Genomic DNA, 14,335 nt, shown 5'->3' with positions numbered 1-14,335 from the left:
GCTAATCTCTTGTGTCCAACATTACAACAAAGTACATGCTTAGTATAAAATTGAACCGCCGTATACGGAACCGTACGTACGGTGGTGTGAGAGGTCGGAGGTTAATCACCTCCTCCTACTCGATATTTGCCAAAAAGAAAAAGAAAAAAATTAAAAAGGCTGACTAATTTGTTCCGAGTCCTATCGGTAAGTTGGACTACATTAATGCAGTCTCCTTCTCGAAAAGGTTCAGAATGGTTTTAGTCAGCCTTAAAAACAAGATGGTACAAGTATTAAATGGTTTAACAAAGGATACCACACAAAATTAGAAATACCTAATGAAATCGTGATTTTATTTTAAATTTTTTTATTATAGCGTTATTTTTCTTTCTTCTTTAGCCGATAAGCGGATGGCATCTAAAATCAATTGAACGTCATGGCCGTTTTCAAACGTCGGAACCTGCGGGTGGACCTGGTTGTCACGGATCGTCTGAGAAACCACATTTAACATCGGATAGAATGCCTGGTAATACGATGATGCTCTCGTTGAAAGGGTAGTAGGTTCTTCGAGTTTAGAAGGAAGATCTACTTGGAATTCTTCGTTTCCGATGCCAACTTCAACACGTGCATCATTTGTCATGAAGAGTGTACCGTTTGTTCCAAATATTTCTAAGCGCCACTGGTTCGCTTTATGCCGAGTCGCTGACGTTAATTCTACAGAAAAGGTGGTCCCGGTATCGAGTGTACCTGTCGTTTGGAACGCGTCTTCTGCCGTTCGCACTTCGGTTTCACCATCTATTGTAATGGAAGGAACATGTATAGGCAGCTGTCCATAGATGTCCGTCACTTTGTTGCCGGTCCACCATAGAAGTGAATCAAACATATGGGAACCAATTGCCCCGAGCATTCCACCGCCAAATTGTTGTTGACCGAGCCACCCTCGTTTATTTGTGGTTAGGGACTGATAGCCGGTGAAGGTACACTTATAATTGATATGTAAAAGATCCCCAAGTTGGCCGCTTGCTAGAATTTCCTTCACTTTTTGTCTTGCCGGTAAGAAACGCCATTCAAAGTTTGTAAAAGCAAATACCCCTGTTGAATTTTTTAATTCCAACATTTCCATCGACTCTTTTGCATCAAAAGCTAACGGTTTTTCACATAAAATATGTAGGTTACGTTTCATACCTTCCATAGCCATTTCGTAGTGTAAGTAGGGAGCGGATGCGATCGAAAGAAGATCTAACGACTCACATTCAAGCATCTCTTTCCAATGATCATAGGCTGCTGAGACACCTGTTTCTTGTTTGACTTGTTCTAAATTTCCTCGGTGGACACTCGAAATCGCGACCACTTCAAAGTCAGGGTGGTGTTGCATAATCGGTGCATGAACTTTTGCTCCAAAACCCGTACCAATAATTCCAACTCTAATTTTTTGATGACCTTTCACTTTTTTCCTCCTCTTGGTTTAAGACAAACACTGGTAGTAGTGGATTTATGTTTTTATAAACTTGGTAACTATAGAATAGCATAAGTTTTCCTGAGATAATAAAGGTTTAGGTTTGGAATTTATATCGAAAAAAAAGGTACTCTAGATAAGTCCTCACAAATTGATTATGCTACCAGGAGTAAAAAAAACGCCTTTGCAAAAACTACGTATTGAAACAGTTTTGAATTTAATAATAGGGGGTTTTTACATGCCAAAAGTAGAAGTTTCTTGTGCGATCTCCAACTGTACGTATTACGGGGAAGGAAATATCTGTACGGCAGAGAAAATCATGGTTGAACTCGACAATCATGCTAATTACAACACAGAAATGGCAGAAGACCTAACAGAAAAAAATCATAAAGATCAAGCATCTCATTCAGCGGAAACCTGTTGTAAAACGTTTAAGTCGAAAAACAAATAAACGAAGCAAAAGCGTACCAACTTCTGAGGAGGTTGGTACATTTTGCGTTTGGCAAATAAATGAGTGATCTTCTTTTGAGCAATAAAAATGAATAACGACAATAAAATCACGATTTCGGACAATATATTGAAAATCTGGACAATAAACTAGTCGATGCCTTTTAAGCCCACAATAAACTAAAAATGTGCAGAGAAACTCATCGTTTATAACAATAGGAGAGCTGTGGATGAATCGATATATAATCATCAATTATAATGAATAAAAAATTTTTCAAAATAAAAACGCTTACATCTAAAAATGTGGTTGAAGGTTACTGAAGAGTCTGATAAAATAAAGTCAAATTTAAAGACTATGTGTAACTGGCGAAACGCGGATAACCGTGAGGGAGCACATAGTGTCGCAGCCGTTCGCCTGGGCAGAGGTAAGGGAATTTCAGAACAAATTCCTTTACCTCTTTCTGTTTATTAGCAGGGGATATTCAAGAGTTATTATTTCTGAATTTCAGATTTTTATGAAAAAAAAGAAAAAACACTTGATTTCATCTACGTTAATGGATTAATATTTTCAAAAAACATAAAAAACAAAGGGGAGAAACGAACATGAGCACAACTTTATTAAAGGACAAACTAAAAACGATTAAGACGTTAAATAATATTGCGGAACGCGGTTTAAAAGTATTTAATAAGGAAAATTTTACAATCGATAACGATAGCGAAAATCCAGATGCGATTGTTGTTCGTAGTTTTAACATGCATACGATGGAACTTGGCGATAACTTAAAAGCGATCGCACGTGCTGGAGCAGGTGTCAACAATATTCCAGTTGACCAATGTACGGAAAGAGGAATTGCTGTTTTTAATACTCCAGGAGCAAATGCGAATGCGGTAAAAGAAATGGTTCTTACTTCTTTAATGGCTTCTTCTCGTAATCTTTTTGCAGGTGTAGTATGGACGAAGTCACTTGCTGGGGAAGGCGATCAAATTCCGAAGCTTGTTGAAGCAGGTAAAAAGCAATTTGTTGGTAAAGAAATCAAAGGAAAAACGTTAGGAGTTATCGGATTAGGTGCGATTGGTGCTCTTGTAGCTAACGATGCGCTTGATCTTGATATGGATGTTATCGGTTTTGATCCTTTCATTTCAGTTGACACAGCTTGGAGCTTGTCTCGTAATGTACAACGGGCAATGTCACTTGAACAGTTGTATGCTGAAGCAGATTACATTACAGTTCACGTACCATTAACAGATGATACAAGAGGAATGTTTAATAAAGATACATTTGCGACAATGAAACCAGGTGTTCATATATTAAACTTCTCACGTGGAGAGCTTGTTAACGAAGCTGACATGGCAGAAGCGCTTGAAAGCGGAGTAGTAGGGAAATACATTACAGACTTCCCAAATGAAAATGTGTTAAAAATGAAAAACACAGTTCCAATCCCGCATCTTGGTGCATCAACTCAAGAATCAGAAGAAAACTGTGCAGTTATGGCCGCTCGCCAATTGAAAGAATTTTTAGAAACAGGAAACATCAAAAACTCTGTAAACTTACCAAACGCTTCCCTACCTTATACAGGGAAGACACGTGTAGCGGCGTTCCACAAAAACGTACCAAACATGGTCGGTCAAATCACAACAGCAATTTCAAGTTATCATTTGAACATCGCAGACATGGTAAATCGAAGTCGTGGCGAATACGCGTATACAATGGTCGACATCGACAGTGAAGTCAATGGAAATACAATCCCTGCAATCGAAGAGCAACTAAGACAGATAGAGGGAATGGTTACTATTCGCGTGATTTAATTTTTCACGGGGATGTAAAAGCAATATAACTAAACAGTTACCCTTAATTATATGAAATCAGTAACATACGAAGGACCAATTCTAATTCTAGGATTGGTTCTTTTTTAGCGAGTTAAATGTAGGCAGATCATGTTATTTTTATCATAACTAAAAATAGCAATGGGGACAATGGGGCGCTTATATTTTTCATATAGCCTGGAGAAATAGAAGAACATGCGTTGATGGAAGTCTTTATCATAAGAGGATTGATTTTCAATATGATCCAATATGACAAAGTGACCAAGGTGTTTTACAATTCGTTTAAACTAGTAGTTCGTTCATTTTACATTGTGTGAAATGTGAATTGGATCTAGATTTGCTATAATAAGCCTATAAATTGCGGTATGGAGATCAGAGCATCATTCAGTCTATTCCTAAAGTAAACAGTATTTTTTTGTTTCTGTTTTTCAGAATATTTTTAAAATTATTAGATTAACAGGAGGACCTATGAAAAATTTGAAGCCTACAAAAAACTTACAAATTAATCATGATCGCTTGGAAAAAAGACTAAGGGATTTGGCGAAAATTGGACAGATTGAAGAAACTGGCGTATGCCGCTTAACATTATCTAAAGAAGATAAAGAAGCGGTGTTACAAGTAGAACAATGGATGAAGGAAGCGGGGTTAACGACGAGAATTGATTCGTTTGGTAATTTAATCGGCCAATGGAAAGGGGGAGATGATACAGAACCGATTCTTTTAGTTGGGTCTCATATTGATAGCCAGCCGTATGGGGGTCAATTTGATGGGACGATAGGTGTTATCGGGGCAATTGAAGCGATCCAAACGATGAGAGAACAAGGCTTTCAGCCGGAGAAAACGATTGAGGTCATTGCTTTTTCAGATGAAGAAGGGTGCCGTTTTGACAAAGGGTTATTCGGTTCACGAGGAATTATTGGTCAATTAGAGGAAGGAGAATTAGATCGAGAAGATGTAGACGGTATTACGCGCCGCCAAGCTCTCCTTGACTTTGGCTGTAACTTAGAAGAAATGGAACAGGATGTTTATCCAGAAGGAAGAATTGGTTCGTTTTTAGAAATGCATATCGAACAAGGTCCAATCCTTGACCGCTTAAATCAACCGGTAGGGCTCGTGACTGGTATTTCCGGTCCGCTTTGGTTAACCGTCGAGTTGAAAGGTTTTGCTGGCCATGCTGGATCTGTACCGATGTCCTACAGACAAGATGCATTAGTGGCGACGGCAGAGATTATTACAAAGCTGCGTGAACTTGCGACCGAAGATCCTAACGCACCAACCGTGGCAACCGTAGGTAAAATCGAGGCGTTTCCTAATTCACGTAACATCATTCCAGAGAATGTTCGTTTTACGATAGATCTTCGTGATATCGATATGGACCGTCGCCGAAGGATTGAAAAAAAGCTGTTTGAGGCGATCGATGAAATCTGCGAACGACATCAAGTGACCAAAACGATTCGAGTCGATACCGAAAGTGATGCACGCTATTGTGCAACGGAAATAATGGATGACATCCGCGCAGCAGGTAAGGCATTATTTACCGAGCCCCTTCCAGAAATGATGAGTGGTCCATTCCATGACGCTCTGGCAATGTCCTCGATTTGTGATTATGGAATGATCTTCGTTCGCTGTAAAGACGGAATTAGTCATAACCCAAAAGAGAGTGCCCGCTACGATGACATTTCACTAGGTACGGAACTGCTCTACCGCACGATGCTGCTTAGGAGTGGGGCGAAGAAGGAGTAAGAAGAATTAACCGATTGGTATCGGGCGTTCGGTTGACCTTTGACGAGGGATTTGGTGCAATTAATAATTCAGCAGGGATGTTGAATAAAGAGTAATCTTTTGCGGACTCACAGGCTCTTATTTCTGTATATTGCCACTCTTTTGCCATTTACCGGACTCGCAGGCCCTTATATTAAAGAATTTAGTCTAACATTAGTTGAATATTACCAAATAAGGGCCTCAGAGTCCTTTAAAAGTTTTTGCTTCCTTTGGTTTTTTATTTTAATATAGAAGTAGTCTAGTTTATTGTTGGGTACGAAGCAATGATTGAACTAGTATCATTATATTATTAGGTTATTAAGGAAACAGGTGTGTGTGATGAATAGAATGGAAATCTCCCAAAAAATGAAAAAATCAATTGATGGAATTGTGAACCGTCAAGGATTTGTTAGTTTTATAGACGTTTTAATGTTGTTAAATAAACTGACTCAAGAAGACTACCGAAAATGGAGAAACGGTGGAGTTTCCTATTTAGAAAGAGTCCTTCGCGGAAACTTAAACCAATTGAACTATATGCTAAAGGAATTTCGTTCGTATTGTCTCAAGCAAGGGTTAAAGCCTTCATGGACTGGTTACTATGCTCGGGGGAAAGGCAATAAGAAGCGACTTCAATTTAGTTAATCTGGTAGTAAGTATGTAGAAGAGACCTATGCGACCCATTATGTTAAAAAAGAAAAGGACAAATGAGTAGTAAAAGAGGAATGTTAGCCACCTTAATTGGAGGACATTCCCTTTTTTATTGGATTAGTCTTATTGTTACTTGTTAGTTGCTATTAGAGGGGGATCTGATCGTAGAAAACTAATAATGGGCGGGCTTACTGCTTGGAATATTCAAAATCTAAGGCCTTAAATTTTGTCTCTATGAGAAGAACAGGCTTTTTTTACACGTTAAGAAATTATAAATTGTAAGAAAAGTAGTAGATTCGACATAGTAAACATTTTAGAATAAGAATAAGTGCAACTACGCTTCTATTCCTCTTCGCTTAAAAGCTCGCAAATCAGCGAGTTTTTTTTATATAATACGACTATGCAATCTATTACTTGTGAAATCTTTTATGAAAGATGAGTGATTGGAATGGAGAATCAATTGATTTCGTACCTGGAAACGGTTAAAAAGTCGACAGTTTCACTTCATGAATTGGAAAAATTGGCAGATGCCAATGATACATATGAGGATTTTGCTACAGCTTTATTTTCATTGTTAGATCGAGGATACCTTCATGCCGTAAAGAGCCATGATACCAATTGGAGAGGGTTGCCACATACGTTTCGAATTCAAAAAGGAAAAGTAAAGCAACCGCTAATAGACTCAATTCAAAAGCTGCAATTTCAGGTCCATCCCGCCATTCAATTACGTGCTTACTTCACGTCTTCAGAGAAAGTTTGGGCCAAGGACCAACCATGGATCTTAAAAATTAATGACTATTTAAATAAGTATGGTTTGCCTGTTATCGAAGCCAATAGTTCGCAGCGTTCCTATGAACTTGTACAAGATGAGAAATGGATAGATGAAAAAGGCGGCAGATCGTTATTAGAGAAAATCAATCTAGCAGATAGACTTAACATTGTTAAATCCCCTGATCCACTTATGTTTGCACTCAACCCTAATGGTTTTACCTCCAACAAAACCGTTCACAAACACCTCATTGTGGAGAATAAAGCGACCTATTACGGATTGGTTGATCGATTGCCGTTAACGGGGTGTACAAGTTTAATCTATGGGGCAGGCTGGAAAATAGCCTCTAGTTTAAGTCAATTACCCCAACAACTTGGGCTGAAAAGTGATGAGATTCAACATCTAGTCTACTATTTTGGTGATTTGGATTATGAAGGAATTTCGATCTACTATTATCTTTTTGAAAAATATCAAGTACAACTTGCTACGGAATTTTATCAAACATTAATGGATAAACCTTATTTTAAAGGAAAAGAAAATCAAACAGCCAATCCAACAGCTTTGGACCATTTCTTACAACATTTCAAGGGCGAAGAACAAGAAAAACTACTTAACCTTTTTCAAGAAAAAGGCTACTACCCTCAAGAAGCTCTATCGAAAGATGAGCTGCAAAACGTATGGAGGAGAGCAAAATGGGCTCAGAATTAAAAGGAATTACGGAGAATTACCGGGAACGAATCCAAAGACTATCATTATTTGATCCATTATTTCGATTAGAAAATAAGCGAGAGAAAGACAACAACAACGAACCTATTGATTATTTCGGTTACGGCTTGCTTTCGCTTTTATTCTTTTTTGAAAATATGCTAATGAGAAATCATAAAACGAGTGTACAAGATTTGGCCCGTTATTTATATGAACTTAATCAAGAAAAAACGTCATTATCGCTCGAAGGCTTTGAAAAGGTGGCACGGACGATCGTGGAAACCTTTCGACCGCCAAGTGGAAAACGGAATGAAAAAGCATTTTATAACTGGGAAACAAGAGAATATGAAAAGGTCCATTATTCGCTATTAAAAGCGGATCGAGCGGATGTAAAAACGAATACACAATACTACAAACTAGACGAACAAGGATTAGAACTCGTATTTGCTACAAAAGAGTATTTTACAGAATTTCAACTTTCGATTAACCAGCTTGTCCTTCGTAAGCAGTTAGAAAAAGGTGAATTTGTCGGGGCGCTCAGGCAAATCGATGAAATGCACATTGATGTGGAATCGCTACGAAAACGAATGAGTGTCGTCAAGCATGAAATTCAACGGAATATTATTTCGGATGAAACCTATACGCGTTATAAACAAATGGTAGAGGACATCAACTCACGGTTAACTCGCGAAAATGAAGAATTTAGCGAGCTGCAAACATTCGTAAAAGAAACGAAAAATCGGCTCGCTTATGATATGAACTCTGAAAAAGACCGAAAAGCATATGAACTCATTTTGCAAATTGATCGGGAGCTTGGCGAAGTCCATCATGATCATACGATGTTGTTAAAAGAAAGTATTGATTTAAAAACAACGGCCTTACATGCTGCACAAGAATCTCTCTATTATGTAGGAATTGATTCGTTCAACTTTAAACAAGAAATAACAACCGCATTAGTGAGTAAGCCGTTACCATTAGAGGCTTCTAAAAGATTGGTAGAGCCTTTTCTATCGATAGAGCAATGTGAAACATGGTCGCCATTAACGATTTTTCAAGAACAACGCATTGAAACGAGAGAAGGTATAGAGCGAACGACAGCTTTTGATGATCTGTCAGAGGATGAGTTGCAACAAATTGAAAATGACAAGGTGCGACAAATTTTTGGGGACTTGATGAGACTTATTCTGAAAATCATGGGAGATAAGGAAGAGATCACATTAAAGGAAGTCGTTCATGCTCTGATAGACGACGAGAAGGAATGGCTGGATCGGCGAATTTTTTATCAATTTTGGTATGTAATGCATCAACGCTCACCGATCATGTATGAAAAAACGGAAGACTCGAATGAATCCTTGTTTGAAAAAGTATTAGAGTTAATAAGTGATCGATACAACCGTATGGAAGTGAAAGAAATCCAAGAAATTATTCAAGTGACGAAGCGATATTCGATTCAAAATATGAGACTGCGATTAATAGGAGGTGATGAAGATGGATTATAGTCAAGAAGAGGTTATGATGGCTTTTCAAATCTATGCAAAAATTAGTCAAAAGGGCTATAGCGAAGGTGATGAATTGAGGCTTTATTTAGCGGAAGATAAGGTAAGAGGACTAGTGGATCAATTTGCGAGAGAAGTAGATTGTACGATTTTTTCAGTAGGGGAACGTCTTTATTTTATTCCACTGGCAGTCAATTCACCCTTTCACATTTCAAATGATACGTTAAAGAAGACCTATTTCACAGGAAAAACAATCAATGCTGACATCTACTTTATGTATGTGACGATTATTATTTTATTTGGCGAATTTTATGACAGTTATCAAACGACAGAAGCTACTCGAGATTTTATTTCCATGAGTGACTGGCTTGAACAGGTTAATGAACGACTAGAGACGTTACAGGCCATTGGGAACGAGGAGTTAAAGGAGCTTGAAAAAGAATATGAGTACAACTGGAGTGCCATTATTGAAAAATGGTCAGACTTGGATGACTTAAAAGAAACCGCGAAAGCACAAACAGGAAGAACGATTAGTAGATTGAGCTTTCTTCATACCGTAAAACGATTTTTAGAAGCGCAAGAATTAATTGAAGATATCGGGAATGATGAGTTGCAGCTAACGGAAAAAGCAAAGGTCATTGTGCAACGATATTACATGGAGCTCGAATATAATCGTGGGATATTAGAGTTTATTTATTCGTTAGAACGAAGAAAGGAGGAAGCATAAATGCCATCGATCTCCAAAATCAGGTTCACAAATGTCGTGTATGAAGGGGGCGGAAAGCGCTACAATGACGATATTTTCTTATTTGACAGCCACAATGGAGCGATCCTCCTTGAGAATGGCGGCGGAAAAACTGTCTTTATCCAAACCGCAATTCAAGCGATTCTTCCGAATGTGGAGCTTGCGGAGCGAAAAATGAAAGATACGCTTTCGCTTGAGTCTTCAAGTGCTCACATCGCCATTGAGTGGGTCATTAATGAACGGCCTAGACGTTACGGACTGACCGCGGTGACATTATATATGGCGAAAGAAGGGGTGAAGTCGTATCGTTATACGTATGAGTATAGCGACGGTGACAAACATCGGATTGAGAAGTTACCATTTATCGTTCCAATGGCCGATGGAAAGGTTCGCCCTGCCAATCGAGATGAAATGAATGACTATTATTCCACGATGAAAGCAAATCACCCTTTAAACGCACATACGTTTGATACCGTAAAAAGTTATCATCGTCATTTAGAAGAACGCTTTAAAATCATTGCTTCTGAGTGGAAAAAAATAACGGTTATTAATAGTTCAGAAGGTGGGGTTGAAAGCTTTTTTGATGGTTGTAAAACAACTTCACAGCTGGTCGACCAATTACTAATTCCAACTGTTGAAGAAGCGCTTGCCGGTAAAGGCTCGAGCGATTTTGTCCAAACGTTTGAGAAGCAGCGAGAACATTTCAAAGCCCACAAACGATTACGACGGGTGATTGAAGAAAATCGCCAAGTTGAAAAACAAATTGCGAGCTATGTGTCATCATTTGAACACGTCGATCAAGCAGAAAAAAGATTAGAAACACAAAAATTAAAAGCAAAAGCGTTATATCAGTATACCCAACAAGAGCACGCAGAAACGAAAAGTCGTTTAATGGACTTAGAAGCCAACCTCGATCATTGGCAAAGCGAACAGGACGAATGGCAGAGAAAAGATAAATCGTACGAACTGTCGGTACTCGAGAAAAAGAGAAATGAAGCTAATGAAAAATACACGGAAGAAAAAGCAGGTTTTGATCGTCTAGTCGCTACACAAACGGAAAAAGAAACACGTCTATCCCAACTTAAGGTTGCTAAAGGAAACAAAGAACTACATGCGAATGAACAATTGCAACTTTATTATAAAAACCAATTAGACTTTCTGGAAAAAGATGATGAGGCACTTGAATTAGAGGCAAGTCTCAATGAGAATACAGCGTTTCTAAAAGGCTACTTTGTCGAAGAAGAGAAAAAAATTCAACAAAATATAGATCAAGTAAAACATCAACAAGAACGTAAACGAGAAGATACTGAAAAAGCTGAAAAAGAGCTCGAAGAAAAACAAACCTTATTGAAAGAACTTCAATTACATGAGAGGGAATTAGAAAGTCGAAAAAATTATTATGAAAACGATATGCAAGAAATAGCAAACACGATCTTATCCAATCCACTAAAGGAACGAGTGGAAGATGAACTTCCTAAATGGGAGAAAAATGTGGAGCAGTTGGATCAAGAAATCATCTCATTTCAATCGCATATGAAAGAACTAACCCAAGAAAAACAAGAGCTTCAAGAAGTGATACCGAATGTTGAAACGGCGTTCCAAAAAGCACATGATGAAGTAACGACCTATAAGCATCAACTTCAATTATTAGAAGACACGCAAGCAGAGGTTTTAGATGATTTAAAGATATTAAAGCCTCAATGGGCGCATTATGAGTCGATTTATGAAAAAGAAGAAACGATCCTCCACCAACTAGAAGAAAAAGTCGAACGTCTGCTTCATGAAAAAGAAGAACTATTTTATAAAGAAAGACAAGCGACTAGGTTTTCAGATGACTATGAGAATAATACATCGTTCACAGCCGATCCGAAGTTAGAACGGTTAAAAGATAGTTGGCGAAACCAATTTCATTTTCTTGAATTAGGAACGAATTTTGTTCAACAGGCCGCTCGGACACTTGAAACATCGGAAGAAGCTTACTACGATAACTACCCGTATTGGGCTATTACTTTTATTGTATCAGAAACCGAAGTGATGAAACTGCGGGACAAGCTTTATTCCGTTAAAATGGGGCTTACTCACCCCGTCTACATTTGTACAGAAGAAGAAGCACGGACATTGATCCAAACGGAGGTGGAAGAAAAAGATAACAAAGTTTTCCCAAACGTGTGGAAGGATAATTTGTCTGCAGTAAAGTTTAACGAATGGAAAACACAGGTACAGCAAGAGGCAAAGGAAGCAAAGTACAATCGGACGAACAAAGAATCGGAACTGCACCAATGGACCACAGCACTCACTAAGCTTCGCGAGTTTTTAACAAGATACTCATACGATCACTATACCGAACTCAAAGACCTGCTTAGCACAGCCTTAGATGAGGAAGCGAAACAAAAACGGACATTGCATGAAATCAATGACAAGCTTCTTAAAATGGACGAAGAACTTCATCATTACCGTAACCGCTTAACAGAATCAATGGACATACACAATGGCTTATTAAACAAGATCAAAGAAGGAAGAAAGTATTCATCGAAAAAGAAAGAGCTTGAATTTGTAGTAAAGCAGCTCAGGGACCATCGTGAAAAATTGCAAAAAGCCGACCGGCAAATTCAGAGAACGAAGAAACTTATCTCTGACTTGAAAGAGGAATGGAGTGCGCTCGACGAACAACTAAAAGAGGCGAGTCAACCGTTATACTTTTTACATGCAGACTTGTATTATAAAGAAGTAGCAACTGTGGAGCCGAAATATACTTCGAAGAGCTATGCGGTGTTAGTCAGTGAACGTGATTCGTTGAAAAAACAGCTCGAGAATAAACAGGAAGGGCGAGAAGTGATTGAAACACAGTTGAAAGCTGCTGAAAACAAAATCATTGATCTTCGTAAGGAATTAAAGCTGCTAGAACTTCAATATGGAAATGTAGAGGCCATCGACTTTCCACCACACGGAGAAGATGAGATTGAGCGCCTTAGTTTAGATATTCAACGTGTAAAAGAAAGAATGAAATCAATGAGGCCCAGGTTAGAAGAGTTGCAAAGTCAATGGACATCGGTAAAAGAAAAATTCAACATTCGTGAAGCTGACTTTCTTCAAATCTATGAAGAACGAGAGATTTTCCAAACGTCGCTTGTAGAAATTAGAGAGCAGTTGAATGTGGAAAAGAAAAAGTTGCAAGAGCGACATGAGTTTTTAGTTAAGGAACAAAATAGATATCAATCATATGACGAAGAGATCAATAAAGCGATCGTCGAGCTGGAGAAATATGATGTTCGGTTTGCATTCTTGCATGAAAACGTAAGAAATCAACTGATAGATGACGAAACGAAACAGAGCTATTCCTATGAGAGAATGAACTGGATCGCTCGCCTTGTCGTCGAATTGACGAATGCCGAGGAAGAAATGACATCAAGGAAGAAGCAACTCACCATCGAAAGATCATCGTTTATTCGCTTTTGTAGAGATACAATTTCAGATATTAAACTGCGCCAAACTTGTATTTCTGGTATTGAATATAAAGATACGTACGAGCATGTAATTGAATGGCAGGAGAAAATGAAGGACCGGATTAATCGTACGGTACTCATTGCTGAAGAGGATATGCGGGAGCACGACAAGCAGTTACAGCAATTTATCGCGCATCTGCACTTGTATTTACGAACGATTACAGATGAATTACGGTTAATTCCAAAGCAAACCCGCGTAAAGGTCGAGGAAAAGTCAAAAGATATTTATGTGTTTTCTGTGCCGGAATGGGATGAGCAAGAAGGAAAAGAAGAACTCCGTCGTCACATCGATTGGATGGTCTTACAACTAGAAAAAGACGACTTTAAGGACGATGAAGGCAAGGAAGACGAGTCGTTGGTTCGTAAACAGATTGAAAAATGGCTGCATACGAAGCAACTCCTTAAAAATGTGATGAAGGAAAAGGACATTAGTGTGAAGTGTCGCAAGGTAAGTAATGATGGTAAAGTGAGTGGGGCACTGACAAGTTGGGAAAAATCGAATGCCTGGTCGGGAGGAGAAAAGTGGAGTAAAAACATGACACTATTCCTTGGTATTCTGAATTATTTAGCTGAAAAAAGAGTTCCATTACAAGGAAATCAAAAACGGCATCGCACCGTTATCGTGGATAATCCGTTCGGAAAGGCTTCAAGTGATCACGTCTTAGATCCAGTATTTTTCATTGCCGAACAATTAGGCTTTCAAATCATTGCACTAACCGCTCATGCGGAAGGAAAGTTCATACGCAAATACTTCCCTGTCATTTATAGCTGTCGACTACGCGAATCGGCAAGCGGGGAAACATTGATTATGACCAAACAAAAAGAGATACGAACGGCCTTCTTTAAGGACCATGATCCGGAGGGGATGGCTAGGCTGGGAGAACAGGAACAGTTGGCGTTATTTTAACGAAAGTAGTTTTAAGAGGATAAGCGATGGTTTGGTAACAAGGTTGAGGTATCATAAAAGTATGAATGTACGCGGATGATTTCATGTGAAGGAAG

Annotated in this window: 9 protein-coding genes and 1 riboswitch; of the genes, 8 read left to right on the top strand and 1 reads right to left on the bottom strand. The window is 38.6% G+C overall.

The genetic code is table 11. The features are described 5' to 3' along the window. Positions 1 to 349 precede the first annotated feature (349 nt). Positions 350 to 1,426 (bottom strand): Gfo/Idh/MocA family protein, encoded by a 1,077-nt coding sequence (locus ACNSTQ_RS21150; protein ID WP_418201734.1) that lies wholly within the window; start codon positions 1,424 to 1,426, stop codon positions 350 to 352. Between the two features lie 247 nt (positions 1,427 to 1,673). Here ACNSTQ_RS21150 and ACNSTQ_RS21145 point away from each other — a divergent pair, with 247 nt between their 5' ends. The 8 genes from ACNSTQ_RS21145 to ACNSTQ_RS21110 all read left to right on the top strand — a co-directional run bounded on the left by ACNSTQ_RS21145 (position 1,674) and on the right by ACNSTQ_RS21110 (position 14,240). Then, positions 1,674 to 1,886, top strand: a complete 213-nt coding sequence (locus ACNSTQ_RS21145; protein WP_418201733.1) for a DUF1540 domain-containing protein — start codon at positions 1,674 to 1,676, stop codon at positions 1,884 to 1,886. A gap of 345 nt (positions 1,887 to 2,231) precedes the next feature. Further along, a riboswitch (ZMP/ZTP riboswitch) is annotated at positions 2,232 to 2,310 on the top strand. 175 nt (positions 2,311 to 2,485) lie between these two features. Next, positions 2,486 to 3,688, top strand: a complete 1,203-nt coding sequence (locus tag ACNSTQ_RS21140; RefSeq protein ID WP_418201732.1) for a phosphoglycerate dehydrogenase — start codon at positions 2,486 to 2,488, stop codon at positions 3,686 to 3,688. 486 nt (positions 3,689 to 4,174) lie between these two features. Further along, a complete protein-coding gene (locus ACNSTQ_RS21135; RefSeq protein ID WP_418201731.1) occupies positions 4,175 to 5,449 on the top strand; it encodes a M20 family metallo-hydrolase in 1,275 nt (424 codons plus the stop codon). Between the two features lie 357 nt (positions 5,450 to 5,806). Further along, entirely contained in the window at positions 5,807 to 6,109 is a 303-nt protein-coding gene (locus tag ACNSTQ_RS21130) for a hypothetical protein (RefSeq protein ID WP_418201730.1), read from the top strand. Positions 6,110 to 6,563: 454 nt separating this feature from the next. Continuing rightward, complete coding sequence (locus ACNSTQ_RS21125; protein ID WP_418201729.1) at positions 6,564 to 7,592, top strand: Wadjet anti-phage system protein JetD domain-containing protein; 1,029 nt, start codon at positions 6,564 to 6,566, stop codon at positions 7,590 to 7,592. Further along, entirely contained in the window at positions 7,577 to 9,088 is a 1,512-nt protein-coding gene (locus tag ACNSTQ_RS21120; RefSeq protein ID WP_418201728.1) for a replicative DNA helicase, read from the top strand. The genes ACNSTQ_RS21125 and ACNSTQ_RS21120 overlap by 16 nt, the downstream gene beginning before the upstream one ends. After that, positions 9,078 to 9,812, top strand: a complete 735-nt coding sequence (locus ACNSTQ_RS21115; protein ID WP_418201727.1) for a DUF6063 family protein — start codon at positions 9,078 to 9,080, stop codon at positions 9,810 to 9,812. Before ACNSTQ_RS21120 ends, ACNSTQ_RS21115 begins: the two co-directional genes overlap by 11 nt. Beyond that, positions 9,813 to 14,240: a hypothetical protein gene (locus ACNSTQ_RS21110; RefSeq protein WP_418201726.1), complete on the top strand. Its 4,428-nt coding sequence runs from the start codon at positions 9,813 to 9,815 to the stop codon at positions 14,238 to 14,240. The last annotated feature ends 95 nt before the right edge of the window (positions 14,241 to 14,335 follow it).

The sequence above is a fragment of the Alkalihalobacterium sp. APHAB7 genome (assembly GCF_048323755.1).
In the GTDB taxonomy this organism is placed as follows: Bacteria; Bacillota; Bacilli; order Bacillales; family Bacillaceae_F; genus Alkalihalobacterium.
Note: the sequence above shows the minus strand (reverse complement) of the source record. Positions and strands in the feature narration are given on the sequence as shown.

What these genes read in the sequence shown, in the direction of transcription:
- ACNSTQ_RS21110 (WP_418201726.1), top strand. Translation starts at nt 9,813, where the DNA reads ATGCCATCGATCTCCAAAATCAGGTTCACAAATGTCGTGTATGAAGGG.
- ACNSTQ_RS21115 (WP_418201727.1), top strand. Translation starts at nt 9,078, where the DNA reads ATGGATTATAGTCAAGAAGAGGTTATGATGGCTTTTCAAATCTATGCA.
- ACNSTQ_RS21125 (WP_418201729.1), top strand. Translation starts at nt 6,564, where the DNA reads ATGGAGAATCAATTGATTTCGTACCTGGAAACGGTTAAAAAGTCGACA.
- ACNSTQ_RS21140 (WP_418201732.1), top strand. Translation starts at nt 2,486, where the DNA reads ATGAGCACAACTTTATTAAAGGACAAACTAAAAACGATTAAGACGTTA.
- ACNSTQ_RS21135 (WP_418201731.1), top strand. Translation starts at nt 4,175, where the DNA reads ATGAAAAATTTGAAGCCTACAAAAAACTTACAAATTAATCATGATCGC.
- ACNSTQ_RS21145 (WP_418201733.1), top strand. Translation starts at nt 1,674, where the DNA reads ATGCCAAAAGTAGAAGTTTCTTGTGCGATCTCCAACTGTACGTATTAC.
- ACNSTQ_RS21130 (WP_418201730.1), top strand. Translation starts at nt 5,807, where the DNA reads ATGAATAGAATGGAAATCTCCCAAAAAATGAAAAAATCAATTGATGGA.
- ACNSTQ_RS21120 (WP_418201728.1), top strand. Translation starts at nt 7,577, where the DNA reads ATGGGCTCAGAATTAAAAGGAATTACGGAGAATTACCGGGAACGAATC.